Origin of the sequence: Sinorhizobium arboris LMG 14919, from assembly GCF_000427465.1 — a bacterium.
GTDB classification, from domain to species: Bacteria; Pseudomonadota; Alphaproteobacteria; order Rhizobiales; family Rhizobiaceae; genus Sinorhizobium; species Sinorhizobium arboris.
In genome coordinates this window covers 1,364,099-1,380,568 of sequence record NZ_ATYB01000008.1, presented here as the reverse complement: position 1 = coordinate 1,380,568, position 16,470 = coordinate 1,364,099, and the positions used below count along the sequence as shown (strand labels likewise).

Genomic DNA, 16,470 nt, shown 5'->3' with positions numbered 1-16,470 from the left:
GCGGCATGGATTGCGCCGCTCGAATATGCGAATGGCTGAGCAGGTCACCGGCCGGATTCGCTGAAGCCCGAGCCTCGTGGCCGGACATGTTCCGCGGAAACGCGGTCCCGCTCTGAAGGAATTCGCATCCATGGCCGTCGACAGCGTCCCCGGCAATCTTTCGCATGAAAACGCAACTGCCCGCGCCGGCGTGGTCGTCATGCTCCTGGGCATGCTCATGTTTTCCGTGAATGACGTCATGGGAAAGTGGCTGGTCGCGACCTATTCGGTCGGCCAGGTGGTGCTGATCCGCAGCGTCGCCGCTGCCCTTCTGCTCGCGCCCTTTCTGTGGATGAGCGGCCCGAAGAAACTCTTCGCACTCGAGCGACCCGGTCTTCAGCTTGCCCGCGTCGTCGCCTCGACCGCCGAAGTGGTCGCGTTCTATTTCGCCGTGATCTATCTGCCGCTTGCGGATGTCATGACCTATTGGCTGGCCGCACCGATCTATGTCGCGGCCGTTTCGCCGCTGGTGCTGAAGGAACCTGTCGGCTGGCGTCGCTGGACGGCAATCGCCGTCGGTTTCGTCGGCGTCATCGTCGCGCTCGAACCGTCGTCACAGGCTTTCACGCTCCCCGCCGTCATCTCGGTTCTCGGCAGCATGACCTTCGCCTTCATGATGATTTCCGGGCGGTCTCTGCGCGGCACTCCCGATACGACGCTCGCCTTCTGGCAGGTCGCCGGGGCCGCGGTCGCAGGGCTCGTCTGGGCGCCCTTCGACTGGACGCCCCTTAAACCCCTCGACACGGCGCTCATCTGCCTGCTCGGCGTGGTCGCGATGGTCGCCCACGTACTCGTCAACCGGGCGCTGAAGCTTGCCGACGCCGCGACCGTGGCTCCGCTGCAATACACGCTGCTCTTCTGGGCAATCTTCTTCGGCTGGCTGATCTTCGGCGACACGCCGCGGCTGTCGATGGTGATCGGCGCCGGGCTGATCGTCGCGTCCGGCCTCTTCATCTTCTTCCGTGAACAGCAGTTGAAGAGGCAGGGTCGCCTGAAAGGCTGAGGATCAACGCAGGAAATAACGGTTATCGCGCCTATCGATTTCGTTTATGCGAAATCTGCCCATAGAGTTCCCTTGAAGCGCCGGAGAACGGCGCAAACGCAAGGGGAACCAATATGAGAAACATCATCCTGGCGCTGGCACTCGCCGGCACTGCACTGTCGACTCCCGTGGCTGCTGCCGAGAAGCTGAAGATCGGCACCGAGGGAGCCTATCCGCCCTTCAACTTCGTCGATTCCACCGGCAAGATCGGTGGCTTCGACGTGGAAATCGGTCTCGCGCTCTGCGAGCGCATGGGGGTCGAATGCGAAGTCGTCGCCCAGGACTGGGACGGCATCATCCCCGGCCTGCTTGCCAAAAAGTACGATATGATCATCGCCTCGATGTTCATCACCGAGGAGCGCAAGAAGCAGGTGGCCTTCAGCAATCCCTACTATCTCGCCGCGATGACGCATGTGGCACCGAAAGAAGCCGGGATCACCGATTTCAGCAATGAGGCACTCAAGGGCAAGGTGATCGGCGCCCAATCCGGCACGACCCAGGCCGACTATATCGCCGCCGTCTACCCGGATGCCGAGATCAAGCTCTATCCTACACAGGACGAAGCCAATCTCGACATGGTCAACGGTCGGCTCGACCTGCAGGTGGGCGACATGCTGCCGATGCTCGATTGGGTCACCAAGAATGACGACGGCAAGGATTGCTGCGAGTTGATCGGCGAGCCGATCACCGACAGGAAGTTCGTGGGCGACGGCGTCGGCATTGCCGTCCGCCAGGAAGACAACGAAATGCGCGAGAGGCTGAACAAGGCACTCGATGAGATTCGCTCTGACGGGACTTACAAGAAGATCAACGACAAGTACTTCACCATCGACGTCTATACGATGAAGTAATGGCGCATGCCCCTCCCGTCGGGGTTCAACCCTAACCCTCTGGGGACGCGGGGGCGGTTGCCGCGAGTTTCCTTCGCCCCGCCTGCGGGGAGAAGGTGACCGGCAGGCCGGATGAGGGGCTACCGCTTGCCCGAGAAGGCAAAGACGTCGACCGGCTCGTCAAGGCCCCGCAATGCATAGGAACCCAGATTTTCCAGCTGCCCTGCACAGCCTGCCTTTTCGACGAAGGCTCTTGAGAGCAGAACCGGACGCTTCAACTCCTTTGTAAGCGTTTCGAGGCGCGAAGCGATATTGACGGCTGGTCCGATCACCGTGAAATCGAGACGCCTGCGCGAACCGATATTGCCATACATCACATCGCCGACATGCACGCCGATGCCGTATCCCAGCGGATCATGGCCCTTTCGCAGGTTCTCCTCGTTGAGGGCGGCAAGAGCGGCCTGTGCCTCGTCGATGGCTCCGAGAAGCTGACTGCAGGCACAGGGGTTGCTGAGCGGGAAGATCGCCAGCAATCCATCACCCATGAATTTCAGGATCTCCCCGCCATGCCGCTCGATCGGCTCGGACATGGCGTCGAAGTAGCCGTTCAGGAGTTCGATGACGTCGTCCCTGGGCCAGAGGTCAGACAGTTTCGTGAAGTCGCGCAGGTCGCAGATCAGGATCGCGGCGCCCACGGTCACGCCGCTGCCGCGCGTGGTCGCTCCGGCAAGAATCTGCTCGCTCGCATGCGGGCCGACATAGGTCTCGAGCAGAGTGCGGGCTAAGCGGTTCTTCAGCCGGATTTCGCTGACAAGCGCCAGGGCCGGCAGAATATCCTTCAGGAAAGCGAGATCTTCGGAGCTGAACCCGCCCGGCCGGTCGCTCGCAAAGGTGATCGCGTGGCGCTTGCCGAGCGTATGGTATAGCGGCCAGATGATATAATCGGTCAGTCCCTCCCCGCGCAGCTCGGCATAGAGCGGGTAATCCGGACCGCCGGCCGTCGGGTCGTCAAGGCGCCCGCGCACCTCCTCCGCCCCGTCATTGAATTCGCGCAAGGGGCTGTTCAGGTATTGGCTGGTGTCTTCGACGCCATAGGCATAGGTATCGAGCTCTGCCTCCGCCAGGCCCTTTCGCCACAGAATCCGTGCACCCACCCATTGCGGGTGGTGAATCCTGAAATGCAGGGTCGCACGGGCGACGGGCACGCCCGCCTCCGCCAGTTTTCGGCACATCTCCACGAAGATGTTGTCGATGAAGCGCTCACCGCGCGTCTCGATGACGAGCCAGTCGATGATCCGGCGCCGCCGCGCCGGCCAGGACCCCTCGCTTTCGCTGGGCAGAAGCGAGCGCGGCTCTGTTGGAGACTGAATTGCGAGGTCCGCCTCGCTCGGCTTCGTGATGGCCATTTCAAAACCCCAGTGATTGCTGCGCAGGCTCCGGCGGAGCGATTTTGACGCCTTCTATTTCGAGCATTCTCAGCTTCGCGGACGAGCCGCCCGGCGCCGAGAAGCCGCCGATCTTGCCGCCGGCTGCGAGCACCCGATGACAGGGGATGATCAGCGCTACGGGATTCTTGGCCATCGCCTGGCCGACATCCCGGGCCGCCTCCGGGCCCGCGCCGAGCTCCTTCGCAAGCGCGCCGTAGGTGGTCGTCCCGCCCCACGGGATCTTTCGCGCGGCCCGGTAGACCCTCTCGAAGAAGGCGTCCTGTCCTCGCAGATCGAGATCGAAACGGGAGAAATCCGTTTCCCTGCCCTCGAAATAGGATTTCACCGCGGCGATCGCTTCTGCAATCCGCGGCGGCGGAAGGGACGGAGCGCCGTTCGGCAGCCGCCGCAGGAGCAGCCGTTCGGTGGAGTCTGCGCTTCGCGTCGGCAATTGGAATCGGGTGATGCCGGCATCGCTCCATGCGATGCCGCAGTAGCCGCTCGCGGTTTCGAAAACATGGTAATGGTTCATGGGTTCGCTCTCCTCCAGCGCCGAATGCCGAGTGAGGCACGCCGTGTCGCGGTAGCGCGTTCGATTCCTTTATGGAGAATCGTGCGCCCGGCCTTCCAATTCAACCCGTTTTCCCTAGGGGCAGTTTAAAAAAGACGATTCCTTTCCGCGCTCATGCCGTGGCGCTCGCCGGACCTCTCGCATAGGATACGGGAATGGCTCCATCGAACCGGTGTATCGTTTGACCTCAGATGTCGATTTTTTCGCGCGCAGCGCCGTTGAGGTGGCGGCGGAACTGATTGGTGCGGATTTCACGGTCTCCGGCGTCGGCGGCACTATCGTCGAAACGGAGGCTTATCTCCCCGACGATGCGGCGTCGCATAGTTTCTCCGGCACCACGGTGCGCAATCGGGCGATGTTTGGTCCACCGGCGCATGCCTATATCTATCTTTCCTACGGCCTGCACTGGTGCCTTAATTTCGTCTGCCTGCCCGGCAGCGCCGTGCTGATCCGCGCAATCGAACCGAAATGGGGCGTCGGGACGATGCGGGCGAGAAGGGGCGTCCGCGAAGAAAGGCTGTTGTGTTCCGGACCGGGGCGCGTCGGCCAGGCGCTGGCGATCAACCGGGAACTGGACGGATTGCCGCTCGGAAAGGATCCATTCCGCCTCACCCTGACCTCTACGAGACCGCCGGTCGCCACCGGAATCCGCGTCGGCATTACCAAGGCCGTAGAACAGCCCTGGCGGTTCGGGCTGGCCGGCTCGCCCTTCGTGAGCCGCAAGTTCTGACGCAGCTTCGCCGGTCCGGTGAAGCCGTTCTTCGGTTCCGTTCAAGTTGACACGGAGACCCGCTTCTGTCCTTAAACCACGGATCCGCGCACCTTATCGGACGCGCAAAAGATCGCTTGAGCTTTCTGACCTACTGCATAACTGTGTCGTTTCACCAGATCAGATCAGAGGGCAAATGCAGTATTGGTTCGACCATGCATGACCGTAAATGGGATAGTCGATGACATCACGTTGGACTTGGTTATTTTCGCAGCTTACACGCCGAATCTGGTTCCGGTCCACGCTATTCTCCATACTGGCGATTATAACTGCGCTTGTTGCGATTTTCCTCGGCCCTTTCATTCCGCGAGGTCTTCCGAACCGAATAGGAGCGGACGCAGTCGACAACGTGCTGGGGATCATCGCTTCCAGCATGCTGACGGTCTCGACGTTTTCGCTAAGCACGATGGTATCGGCCTACTCGGCGGCGACAAGCAGCGTCACGCCACGGGCAACGAAGCTTCTCATGGAAGACAGCACGACGCAGAACGTGCTCGCGACCTTCATTGGGTCGTTTCTGTTCAGCCTCGTCGGCATCATCGCTCTCAGCACCGGCGCCTACGGCGACCAGGGCCGCCTTGTCCTGTTCGTGGTGACGATCGGCGTCATCGTCCTGATCATTGTGACGCTGCTGCGCTGGATCGATCATCTCTCGCGGCTCGGACGCGTTACCGAGACGACGGAACAGGTCGAGGCGGTCACGATCGAGGCCATGCGATCGCGGCGCTTGCGACCTTACCTCGGCGGAAACCCGTTGGCCGACGCCGCACACATCCCCGTATCCGCCAATCCGGTCTTTATCGACAGGATTGGCTACATCCAGCATCTCGACGTAAGCAGGCTTTCCGCGATCGCGAACGATACGAAGGTCCGCATCTTCGTCCGATTGATACCTGGCCAGCTTGTCGATCCAAACCGGCCCGTCGCTTCCGTCGATGGCACACAGGACGAGCATGCCCTTGCCGAGATTGCCAGATGCTTCTCGGTGAGAGATACGCGTTCGTTCGATCAGGATCCGAGGTTCGGGGCGGCGGTGCTGGCCGAAATAGCGTCGCGCGCCCTGTCGCCGGCCATCAACGATCCCGGGACCGCGATCGACGTCATCAGCCGAGCGCTGCGCGTGCTTGCCGTCTGGACCGAGGAGACGACGTTGCAGGACGAGGTGCTGTATCCAAACATCTATGTGCCGGCAATCGAGCTCGACGAAGTTTTCGACGATCTTTTCACGCCGATCGCTCGGGATGGCGCTGGCATCGTCGAAGTCGGAGTCCGGCTCCAGAAGGCGTTCGGCACACTCGCGAAGTTCAACCAGGCCCGGTTTCGCGATGCAGCCATGCGGCATTCGAAGGAAGCCCTGGAGCGAGCGGAAGCGGCACTCGGCATAGCGAGCGACCTGCAGAGGCTGAGGCGGGAGGCGGACAAGGTCGGGAAAAGCTGAGATCTACCGGTGTCCCAGAAAACGAACAAGCTATGGGCGCATGGCGAAGTCCCGCTAGACGAATTCTGGAAAAGACGCTCGCAGTTTTCCACCCGCATCCCGCTCGAATTCTCTAGGATCGTCGATGCCAGTCGTTCAACATCCGGAACATGAAGGTAGAGGAGGCGATTAGATGACGAAATCGAACATAGGCTTCATCGGGCTCGGGCTGATGGGCCAGGGCATGGCGGCGAATATTCTGAAAAAGGGCTGGCCGCTCCACGTGATGGCGCATCGCAACCGGGCCCCTGTCGAGACGCTCGTCGCCGCGGGCGCCCGCGAAGCGAAGACGCCGCGCGAGATGGCGCAGCAATGCGACGTCATCGTCCTTTGCGTTACCGGCTCGCCGGAAGTCCTCTCGGTCATCGGCGGCCCGGAGGGAATCGCGAGCGCGGGCAGGCCGGTCACCATCGTCGATTGTTCCACATCCGATCCCTCCGTCACGACGAAGCTTGCGGCCGATCTCGCGGAAAGCGGCCTTACTCTTGTCGATGCGCCGCTCAGCCGTACGCCGGCCGATGCCGCCGCGGGCACGCTCGACGTCATGGTCGGCGGCTCGGAGGCAGACGTGCAGCGAGTCTGGCCGGTACTCGAATGCTTCGCCGGTCGCATCGTTCATACGGGGCCGACCGGCTCCGGTCACACGATGAAGCTGCTCAACAACTTTCTGTCCATGGGTTACGCGGCGCTCTATTCAGAAGCGCTGATGCTCGGGCGCAAGGCCGGGCTCACGCCCGAGGTATTCGACAGCGTCATTCGCGGCGGCCGGATGGATTGCCCTTTCTATCAGACCTTTTTCCGCTGGGTGCTGGAACGCGACCCGAACGCCCACAAATTCGCGATCCGCAACGGCTTCAAGGATATGAGCTATCTTGCCGGCTACGCCATTGCCGCCGGCGTCGCCAATCCGGTCGGGGCGGCCGTCCGGAACTCATTTGCACAGGCGGTCGGCGCGGGTCGCGGCGAGGACTACGTGCCGATGCTGTCGGATTTCATCGCCGAAGCGAACGGTCTCGAGTGAAGGCGACGGCGAGCGCCTTCTGGCGGGTGGCATGACAGAATTCCATCAGCGGTGAAATGCAATCTTGCAGGAATGCAACATTGCCGCTGGTCTGCGGCTTTGACTGCGTCTCGCGGAATGGTGAATGTAACTGCGACCGAAAATGGAACAAACGTTCCGACATCGCCGCACCTCAGCACTGTTCCCGAGGAGACATCCGTCATGACCGCCCTCCCCTTCGCCCTCAACCATATGGCCGCGCCTCGCCTTCCGGTCGATGCGTTTTTCTCGCTTGCGAGATCGCTCGGCATCTCCCTGGTCGAAATCCGCAACGACCTCGCCGGCAACGCCATTCTCGACGGGACGAGCCCCCAGCAGGTGAAAGCCCTTGCGGAGAAGCACGGGCTGACGATCATCTCGATCAACGCCTTGCAGCGCTTCAACGAATGGAACGAGCAACGGGCAGCCGAAGCGCGCGAACTCATCTCTTATGCGCGCGATTGCGGCGCGAAGGCCCTCGTGCTGGTGCCCGTCAATGACGGCAGCGGCAAGGAGGACGGCGTGCGACCAGCCAATCTTCGACAGGCGCTCGGCGAGCTGAAGCCGATGCTCGACGCGGCGGGCGTAGTCGGCCTTGTGGAGCCGCTCGGCTTCGAGGTCTGCTCGCTGCGCTCGAAGGCGGAAGCCGCCGAAGCGATCCGGGCAGTCTCCGGCGAACGGACTTTCCGCCTGGTGCACGACACGTTCCACCATCACCTTGCCGGCGAAGACCAGTTTTTTCCGGATCTCACCGGTCTCGTGCATATTTCCGGCGTCATCGACGAAAACCTGGCCGTCTCAGACATGCGCGATCCGCATCGCGTTCTCGTCGGGGCCGCCGACAGGCTGGACAATCAGGGCCAGATTCGCCGGCTGCGGGATCAAGGCTATGCTGGCCCCTTCTCATTCGAGCCCTTTGCCCCTTCCGTGCACGAACTTGCCGACCCGGCAGACGCCCTGCGCGAGAGCATGGACTACCTCCGGTCGCGGAGCTGATCGCCACCGGCAGTGGAAAGAGCAGGAATCCAGACCGGCGCGCCAGGACGCACTTGACGGCGTCCGCATAAAATGGAATACATATTCCGTAATGTCAAAACTCTGGTTTGTTTATTCCGTTTTGACTGGAGGTGCAGCGGGAGTGCCGCTTCCGGTCGAAGACCGAACGCGATCTCGGGAAGAAGATCGCGTTTCCGGCTGAAGAAGGTGTGGCCGGCACCAAGTGGAGGAGAAGAACAATGAAGAAATTTTTCCTGGGCACTGCGATGGCCGTCCTGATGTCGACGGCCGCGCATGCGGAGACCATCGGCGTGTCGATGGCCCTCTTCGACGACAACTTCCTGACGGTGCTGCGCAACGGCATGCAGGATTACGCCAAGACGCTCGAGGGTGTCGAGCTGCAGGTCGAAGACGCGCAGAACGACGTCGCCAAACAGCAGAGCCAGATCCAGAACTTCATCGCCGCCGGGGTCGACGCCATCATCGTCAACCCGGTCGACACCGACGCCACCGCCGCCATGTCGAAGATCGCTGCCGACGCCGGCATTCCGCTGGTCTATGTGAACCGCGAGCCGGTGAACGTCGACACGCTTCCGGAGAAGCAGGCATTCGTGGCATCGAACGAGCAGGAATCCGGCACGCTGCAGACCAAGGAAATCTGCAAGATGCTGGGCGGCAAGGGCAAGGCCGTCGTCATGATGGGCGAGCTCTCGAACCAGGCCGCCCGCATGCGCACCAAGGACATCCATGACGTGATCGCAACCGACGAATGCAAGGGCATCGAGATCGTCGAGGAGCAGACCGCGAACTGGTCACGCACCCAGGGATCGGATCTCATGACGAACTGGCTTTCCGCCGGCCTCGAATTCGACGCCGTCATCTCCAACAACGATGAAATGGCTATCGGCGCGATCCAGGCGCTCAAGGCGGCGGGCCGTTCGATGGACTCCGTCGTGATCGGCGGCATCGACGCAACGCAGGACGCGCTCGCAGCCATGGCCGCCGGGGACCTCGACGTGACCGTGTTCCAGAACGCTGCCGGTCAGGGCAAGGGCTCGGTCGACGCGGCGCTGAAGCTCGCCAAGGGCGAGCCCGTCGAGAAAAAGGTCTACATTCCTTTCGAGCTCGTCACGAAGGAGAACCTGGAGCAATATCAGGCGAAGAACTGATCTTCGCCGCCGGGGGCGCGGCAACGCCGCACCCCCGTTTAGGGCCGAGGGGGTCGTCATGCCGCGCCTTGGGCGCCGCGCGGTCCCATCCGTCCGAGCCCGGCAGGCCGAAAGGAAGGCATGTTCCGCCCACCGCGTGGACATTCCGGCTGAAACCGGAACATGGGAGGCAACGAGAATGACACTCAGTCCCACGACAATGGCAGCCGTGCGCGCCAGCGGCGCCGTTCCCAAGTCCGAATACCTTCTGACCGCAGAGGGCGTTCGCAAGGAGTTTCCGGGTGTCGTCGCGCTCGACGACGTGGAGTTCAAGTTGAAGCGCGGCACAGTGCATGCGCTGATGGGCGAGAACGGCGCCGGCAAGTCGACCTTGATGAAGATTCTCGCCGGGATCTATCATCCCGACAAGGGCGAGGTGAAGCTCAGGGGCGCCGGCATTCGCCTGAAATCGCCGCTCGACGCGCTCGAGAACGGCATCGCCATGATCCATCAGGAATTGAACCTGATGCCTTTCATGACCGTTGCCGAGAACATCTGGATCCGGCGGGAGCCCAGGAACCGCTTCGGCTTTGTCGATCATGGCGAGATGCGCCGCATGACGGCAAAGCTCTTCGAACGGCTCAAGATCGATCTCGATCCGGAGATCGAGGTCCGGCACCTCTCGGTCGCCAACCGCCAGATGGTCGAGATCGCCAAGGCGGTCTCCTACGAGTCCGACGTGCTGATCATGGACGAGCCGACCTCGGCGCTCACCGAGCGCGAGGTCGCGCATCTTTTCGAGATCATCCGAGACCTGCGCTCCCAGGGTATCGGCATCGTTTACATCACGCATAAGATGAACGAGCTGTTCGAGATCGCCGACGAGTTCTCGGTGTTCCGCGACGGCAAATATATCGGCACCCACGCCTCGAACGAGGTCACCCGCGACGACATCATCCGCATGATGGTGGGACGCGAAATCACCCAGATGTTCCCGAAGGAGGAAGTGCCGATCGGCGATGTGGTGCTGTCGGTGAAGAAGCTGACGCTCGACGGCGTCTTCAGCGACGTCTCCTTCGACGTGCGCGCGGGAGAGATCCTCGGCGTTGCCGGCCTTGTCGGCTCCGGTCGCTCGAACGTCGCGGAAACGCTCTTCGGCGTCACGCCGGCAAGTTCGGGCACGATCGCGATCAACGGCAAGGAAGTGGCTATCGACAGCCCCAATACGGCGATCCGCCACCGGATGGCATTTCTCACCGAAGATCGCAAGGACACCGGCTGTCTGCTCATCCTCGACATTCTCGAAAACATGCAGATCGCGGTGCTGCAGGACAAGTTCGTCAAGGGCGGATTCGTCAGCGAAAAGGACGTCGCTGCCGCCTGCGAGGAGATGAGCCGCAAGCTCCGGGTCAAAACGCCCAATCTGCACGAGCGGATCGAGAACCTGTCCGGCGGCAACCAGCAGAAGGTGCTGATCGGCCGCTGGCTCCTCACCAATCCGCGTATCCTGATCCTGGACGAGCCGACACGCGGCATCGATGTCGGCGCCAAGGCGGAGATTCACCGCCTAGTGACCGAGCTCGCCCGCAACGGCGTGGCGGTCGTCATGATCTCGTCGGAAATGCCGGAAGTGCTCGGCATGAGCGACCGGATCATGGTGATGCACGAGGGCCGTGTCACCGGCATCCTGGACAGGGCGGAAGCTACGCAAATCAAGGTCATGGAGCTTGCGGCGCGATAGGGCGGGATGAGGAAAGCCGTGTGGTTTTCCGCCCGAATCCCGCTCTGACCCCATTGGAATCGATCTCGGCGCACTGCCGACCGCAGGGAGGAAAGAAAATGAACACCAATGTCGCAGCACAGGGCACGAGTTCGACACTGCCTCGCTCGAGACGGCGCATGCCAGCCGAGCTCAACATCTTTCTGGTGCTGATCGGTATCGCGTTCGTCTACGAGGTTCTCGGCTGGCTCTTCGTCGGCCAGAGCTTCCTGATGAATTCGCAGCGCCTGACGATCATGATCCTGCAGGTATCGGTGATCGGCATCATTGCCGTCGGCGTGACGCAGGTCATCATAACGGGCGGCATCGATCTGTCATCGGGCTCGGTCGTCGGCATGACCGCGATGATCTCGGCGAGCGTCGCGCAGGCCTCCACCTGGCCGCGGGCGCTCTATCCCTCACTGACTGATCTTCCGGCCATCGTACCGATCGGCCTCGGCGTCGGGATCGGTCTCCTCGCCGGCTTTATCAACGGGCAGCTGATCGCCCGGACCAAGATTCCGCCCTTCATCGCGACGCTCGGCATGATGGTGTCGGCCCGCGGCGTCTCCAAGTGGTACACGAAAGGCCAGCCGGTCTCGGGCCTCACCGAGCAGTTCAACTTCATCGGCACGGGCATCTGGCCGGTGATCGTCTTCCTCGTCGTGGCCCTGATATTCCACATTGCGCTGCGCTACACCCGCTATGGCAAATTCACCTATGCGATCGGCGCCAATGTCCAGGCGGCGCGCGTCTCCGGCATCAATGTCGAGGCGCATCTGGTGAAAGTCTATGCGATCGCCGGCATGCTTGCGGGCCTCGCAGGCGTGGTAACAGCGGCCCGCGCCCAGACCGCACAGGCCGGAATGGGCGTCATGTACGAACTCGACGCGATCGCCGCGACCGTCATCGGCGGCACCTCGCTGACCGGCGGCGTCGGCCGCGTGACCGGCACGGTAATCGGCACGGTGATCCTCGGCGTCATGACGTCCGGCTTCACCTTTCTGAGAGTCGACGCCTACTACCAGGAGATCGTAAAGGGCATCATCATCGTCGCCGCTGTCGTGGTCGACGTCTACCGCCAGAAAGGCCGTAAAAAGACGTAAAAGACTGCTCCTCCCAGAAAATGACTGGCCGGGATGAAGAAATGCATTCCGGCCTTTTTCTTTCCCGGTCACAGCCAGCAACAGCGATATTCTCGCGCATGACATATGCTCGTCTTGCAACGCAGCCCCTTCGACTGCGCCCTGGCTCGTATGTTGCCGATAGACTAAATGACCGACATGCAAAACGAACGGAAAATTACCATGTCGTCGCAGCGCCAGCTTGCGAAGCACGCCCAACCCCGTTTCATGTTTCAGCTCTGGAGCGCTATGCTCCGGGTCCAGACCCGCGAAACGGCCGCTTTCTTCGGCTCCCGCGAGCGGTAGGAATTTCCAGGCACCCGGCGGCGCCAGAGGTTGGACCTATCGTTCCATCCACCGCGCAGACGGTGACGATACGGAATTGCGCACCACAAGATCGGGCCGGAGGAAAATCTCCGTTTCGGCGGGGCGTCTGTCGGAGAGAAGCTCCAGCAGAAGCGTCATGGCGTGTTTGCCTATCAGCGTGCGCGGCTGACGGATCGTGGTCAAAGCCGGCGACATGAACGTCGCCTGCGGCACGTCGTCGAAGCCGGTGACCGAAAAATCGCGCGGTATGTCATAGCCGCGCGCCTTGAGCCCGATCATCACCCCGAGCGCCGTCTGATCGTTGACGCACATGAATGCCGTCGGCAGGGTGTCGCGCACGAAGAGCCGCTCGACGGCAGCCCTGCCGCTCTCGAGCGTGCCGTCGCCCTCCTGGACCAATCGAAGTTCTGCCGGCACACCCGCCGCATCAAGACCCGCATCATAGCCGGCCCGGCGCCGCTTATAGGCAAGCCGGGTCCGCGAATCGCCGATGAAAGCGATCTTGCGATGGCCTTCGGCGATGAGCAGATCGACCACCTTGCGGGCACCCTCGACATCGTCGACGCCCACATAGGGTATCCCGCCGTTGAAGACGGGCTCGAAGATGCCGACGCTCGGCGGCAACCGCGCCGTCATCGTTTCATGGCCGAAGGGCAGAATGCCGGTAAAGAGGATCAGCCCCGCCGCCTGGTTGGAATTGAGAAATTTCAGATATTCGACCGCACGCTGAGCGTCGTTCTGCGTGTGGCCGATCAGCACGCCGTAGCCGTGCGAGCGCGCCTCGTTTTCGAGACCTACCAGGATGCTGGAAAAGTTCGGATCGCCGATGTCCGGCGCGACGACCAGGATCATGTTCGAACGCCCAAGGCGCAGGCTGCGGGCCATAGCATTGGTCGTATAACCGGTGATGGCGATCGCCTGGTTGACCTTCAGTCGCGTGGATTTCGCAACCTTTTCCGGGGTATGGATTGCCCGCGACACCGTCGCGATCGAAACTTCGGCGATCCTGGCGACGTCTTCGATGGTTGCGGGCGTGGACTCCGACACTGCGCTCTGCGTCTCCCTGCTCCTCAAATCCCGATTCAAGGATAAACATGCAGCCATTCGAACTGCTACAGCGACCCTCGCGCGCCTGACGGAGGCACGCCACTGCCCACGGCCGGACACTACACACACCGCGGGGAACGTCAAAGGCCGTCGGGCAAAATTCTGTGTATTGAGCAAAATGTAAACCTTTACATGGCGAGTGTAACGGTTTACATCCCTCATACGCGGACGGGAGCCGCAAGGGGGAATTCATGAATCCGGAGACGATCGACGCCCGGCGCGTTGTGCTGGAGGCGCGTCGCATCAGCAAGTCGTTCAGCGGCGTGCAGGTGCTGTTCAGCGTCAATTTCGAGCTACGCGCCGGCGAAATCCATGCGCTGATGGGCGAGAACGGCGCCGGCAAGTCCACGCTCGTCAAGATCCTCTCGGGCTTCGAGCAGCCCTCTTCGGGCCAGGTGCTGCTCGACGGCAAGCCGGTGACACTCCCTCCGAACGGCGCGGCCGAAGCACTGGGCATCGTCATTATCCACCAGGAATTCAACCTGGCCGAACATTTGACGGTCGCAGAAAGCCTGTTTCTCGGCCGCGAGGTGACGCGTTTCGGCGTGCTCGACCGCAGGTATATGCGCGCGGAGACGCGCCGGGTTCTCGATCTTCTTGGCTGTCACGTGGACGCAAACGCGCTGATCGGCAGCCTGTCGATTGCCGAAAAGCAGATGGTCGAGATCGCCAAGGCGATCAGCCGCGAGGCGCGGATCGTGTTCATGGACGAACCGACAGCCGTCCTCTCCCGCGAGGAAACCAATTTCCTCTTCCGTCAGGTGCGCAAGCTGCGCGACCAGGGCACGAGCTTCGTTTTCGTTTCGCACAAGCTCGACGAGGTCATAGAGCTGACCGATCGCGTGACGGTGCTGCGTGACGGCCAATGGGTGAAGACCGCCCCGACATCGATGCTCGACGGCGAGTCGATCGCGCAACTCATGGTCGGGCGCGAAATGTCGAGCCTCTATCCGACCAAGAAGGAGCCCGACGTCGACGAAGAAGTGGTGCTCCGTGTGGACGCCGTGTCGACCGGCTATGTCAAGGACGCCAGTTTCGAGGTGCGCAAAGGCGAAATCCTCGGTTTTTCGGGCATGATCGGCTCGGGCCGGACAGAACTCATGGAGGCGGTCGCCGGCCTCAGGTCCCGCCTTTCGGGCGAGGTGGCGATACGAGGAGAAATCCTGCCTTCGGGGGACGTGCATGCGGCCAACAGGCGCGGTCTTGCCTACATGACCAAGGACCGCAAGTCGAAGGGCCTGCTGCTCAATTCCGGCATGACGTCGAACCTGACGCTGCAATCGCTCGACCGGCATGACCGCATCGGTTATCTCAGCCCCGCGAGCGAGGCGGCCGCACTCGAAAAGGCGCGCCGCCGTTTCGACATCCGCGTGCGCGACGGCAACGTGATCGCCAGGCGCATGTCCGGCGGCAATCAGCAGAAGCTGCTGCTTGCCAAAGTGATGGAAACGGAACCGGATATCATCATCATCGACGAGCCGACGCGCGGCATCGATGTCGGCACCAAGCAGCAAATCTATCACTTCATCTCGGCGCTGGCGCGCGATGGTCGCTCCATCATCGTCGTCTCTTCCGAGATGCCGGAGGTCATCGGGCTTTGCACCCGGGTCGCGGTCATGCGCGAGGGACGGATCGTCGGCATGCTCGAGGGAGATGAGATCTCCGAACAGGAAATCATGCGTTATGCAGCCGGGCTCAAGAAAATGGCTGCCGCCTGACCGTGTCGACCGCGGCAGGGGCAGGCACAGAAAAAGGGTTCCCCCGGGGTTCCGGGGCGGGAGGTTGATCTGGACATGAGCGTGAACGAGGAAAGCATAGAAGTCACAACGCACCGCCGGAGCTGGCGGGACGTCGATCTGAGGGCCGTTGCGCCGTTTGCGGCGCTTGCATTGCTGCTGGTCGTCGGGGCCATGGTCAACCCCAACTTCATCAGCCTCAACAATCTCGCCAATGTGGCGACCCGCAGCGCGTTCATTGCCATCATTGCGGTGGGCGCCACCTTCGTCATTTCCGCGGGCGATCTCGATCTTTCCGTCGGTTCTATGGTCGCCTTCGTGGCGAGCCTGATGATCCTGTTCATGAATTCCGGCGTGATCGCCGATCCGGCACTGATGCTTACGGCCGCGGTCGTGTTCGCAGTCGCGGCAGGCAGCGCCTGCGGCCTCGCCAACGGGCTGATCACCACGGTCGGCAGGATCGAACCCTTCATCGCCACGCTCGGCACGATGGGCATCTATCGCGGCCTTACCACCTGGCTTTCGCAAGGCGGCGCGATCACTCTGCAGGAGCCGGGAATACAGGAGCTCTATCGCCCGGCCTATTTCGGCAGCATTCTTGGCGTGCCGGTGCCGATCGCGGTCATTCTCGCCGTCACCGCCGTCGCCGCTTTCATCCTCTATCGCACGCGTTACGGCAGGCACGTCGTCGCCGTCGGCTCCAACAGCGACGTCGCCCGTTATTCCGGCATCGCCGTCAACCGCGTGCGCACCATTGCCTTCGTCATCCAGGGCCTCTGCGTCGCCATCGCCGTGCTGCTCTACGTGCCGCGCCTCGGCTCCACCTCGGCGACGACGGGCATGCTGTGGGAACTGCAGGCCATTACCGCGGTGGTCGTCGGCGGAACGGCGCTCAAGGGCGGCGCGGGCCGTGTCTGGGGTACGATCTGTGGTGCATTCATTCTCGAATTGGTCGGTAACATCATGCTCCTGTCGAACTTCATCAGCGAATACCTGATCGGCGCGATGCAGGGTGCGATCATCATCATCGCGATGCTCGTCCAGCGCTCGCTGGTACGCAAATCGTGACCAAGCCGGAT

14 protein-coding genes are annotated in these 16,470 nt (G+C 62.1%); 11 read left to right on the top strand and 3 right to left on the bottom strand.

Going from position 1 to position 16,470, the window contains the following annotated elements:
* Positions 1 to 130 precede the first annotated feature (130 nt).
* Together SINAR_RS0107020 and SINAR_RS0107015 are read left to right on the top strand one after the other, a co-directional pair.
* Complete coding sequence (locus tag SINAR_RS0107020) at positions 131 to 1,042, top strand: DMT family transporter (protein ID WP_027998435.1); 912 nt, start codon at positions 131 to 133, stop codon at positions 1,040 to 1,042.
* Positions 1,043 to 1,155: 113 nt separating this feature from the next.
* The gene (locus SINAR_RS0107015; RefSeq protein ID WP_027998434.1) at positions 1,156 to 1,932 is read left to right on the top strand and encodes an ABC transporter substrate-binding protein; all 777 of its coding nucleotides are present in this window, start codon (positions 1,156 to 1,158) and stop codon (positions 1,930 to 1,932) included.
* A gap of 119 nt (positions 1,933 to 2,051) precedes the next feature.
* On the opposite strand, the gene SINAR_RS0107010 is transcribed toward SINAR_RS0107015, so the two are convergent.
* Together SINAR_RS0107010 and SINAR_RS0107005 are read right to left on the bottom strand one after the other, a co-directional pair.
* Positions 2,052 to 3,317 carry an adenylate/guanylate cyclase domain-containing protein gene (locus SINAR_RS0107010; protein WP_027998433.1) on the bottom strand — a complete coding sequence of 422 codons (1,266 nt, stop codon included), beginning with the start codon at positions 3,315 to 3,317 and terminating at the stop codon, positions 2,052 to 2,054.
* A 1-nt stretch (position 3,318) separates the two neighbouring features.
* Positions 3,319 to 3,870, bottom strand: a complete 552-nt coding sequence (locus tag SINAR_RS0107005) for a methylated-DNA--[protein]-cysteine S-methyltransferase (RefSeq protein WP_027998432.1) — start codon at positions 3,868 to 3,870, stop codon at positions 3,319 to 3,321.
* Positions 3,871 to 4,081: 211 nt separating this feature from the next.
* Between SINAR_RS0107005 and SINAR_RS0107000 the strand changes: the two genes are divergently transcribed.
* The 7 genes from SINAR_RS0107000 (at position 4,082) to SINAR_RS0106970 (ending at position 12,203) form a co-directional block, all read left to right on the top strand.
* Positions 4,082 to 4,639: a DNA-3-methyladenine glycosylase gene (locus SINAR_RS0107000; protein ID WP_027998431.1), complete on the top strand. Its 558-nt coding sequence runs from the start codon at positions 4,082 to 4,084 to the stop codon at positions 4,637 to 4,639.
* A 220-nt stretch (positions 4,640 to 4,859) separates the two neighbouring features.
* Positions 4,860 to 6,116: a DUF2254 domain-containing protein gene (locus SINAR_RS0106995; protein WP_027998430.1), complete on the top strand. Its 1,257-nt coding sequence runs from the start codon at positions 4,860 to 4,862 to the stop codon at positions 6,114 to 6,116.
* Positions 6,117 to 6,288: 172 nt separating this feature from the next.
* Positions 6,289 to 7,176: an NAD(P)-dependent oxidoreductase gene (locus SINAR_RS0106990; protein ID WP_027998429.1), complete on the top strand. Its 888-nt coding sequence runs from the start codon at positions 6,289 to 6,291 to the stop codon at positions 7,174 to 7,176.
* A 201-nt stretch (positions 7,177 to 7,377) separates the two neighbouring features.
* Positions 7,378 to 8,190 (top strand): TIM barrel protein, encoded by an 813-nt coding sequence (locus tag SINAR_RS0106985; protein WP_027998428.1) that lies wholly within the window; start codon positions 7,378 to 7,380, stop codon positions 8,188 to 8,190.
* 239 nt (positions 8,191 to 8,429) lie between these two features.
* A complete protein-coding gene (locus tag SINAR_RS0106980; RefSeq protein WP_027998427.1) occupies positions 8,430 to 9,359 on the top strand; it encodes a sugar ABC transporter substrate-binding protein in 930 nt (309 codons plus the stop codon).
* Positions 9,360 to 9,537: 178 nt separating this feature from the next.
* Positions 9,538 to 11,079, top strand: a complete 1,542-nt coding sequence (locus SINAR_RS0106975; protein WP_027998426.1) for a sugar ABC transporter ATP-binding protein — start codon at positions 9,538 to 9,540, stop codon at positions 11,077 to 11,079.
* Positions 11,080 to 11,177: 98 nt separating this feature from the next.
* Positions 11,178 to 12,203 (top strand): ABC transporter permease, encoded by a 1,026-nt coding sequence (locus SINAR_RS0106970; RefSeq protein ID WP_027998425.1) that lies wholly within the window; start codon positions 11,178 to 11,180, stop codon positions 12,201 to 12,203.
* Between the two features lie 360 nt (positions 12,204 to 12,563).
* Here SINAR_RS0106970 and SINAR_RS0106960 read toward each other — a convergent pair whose 3' ends face one another.
* A complete protein-coding gene (locus SINAR_RS0106960; RefSeq protein ID WP_027998424.1) occupies positions 12,564 to 13,595 on the bottom strand; it encodes a LacI family DNA-binding transcriptional regulator in 1,032 nt (343 codons plus the stop codon).
* 251 nt (positions 13,596 to 13,846) lie between these two features.
* Here SINAR_RS0106960 and SINAR_RS0106955 point away from each other — a divergent pair, with 251 nt between their 5' ends.
* Entirely contained in the window at positions 13,847 to 15,373 is a 1,527-nt protein-coding gene (locus SINAR_RS0106955; RefSeq protein ID WP_027998423.1) for a sugar ABC transporter ATP-binding protein, read from the top strand.
* 75 nt (positions 15,374 to 15,448) lie between these two features.
* Complete coding sequence (locus SINAR_RS0106950; protein ID WP_027998422.1) at positions 15,449 to 16,459, top strand: ABC transporter permease; 1,011 nt, start codon at positions 15,449 to 15,451, stop codon at positions 16,457 to 16,459.
* The last annotated feature ends 11 nt before the right edge of the window (positions 16,460 to 16,470 follow it).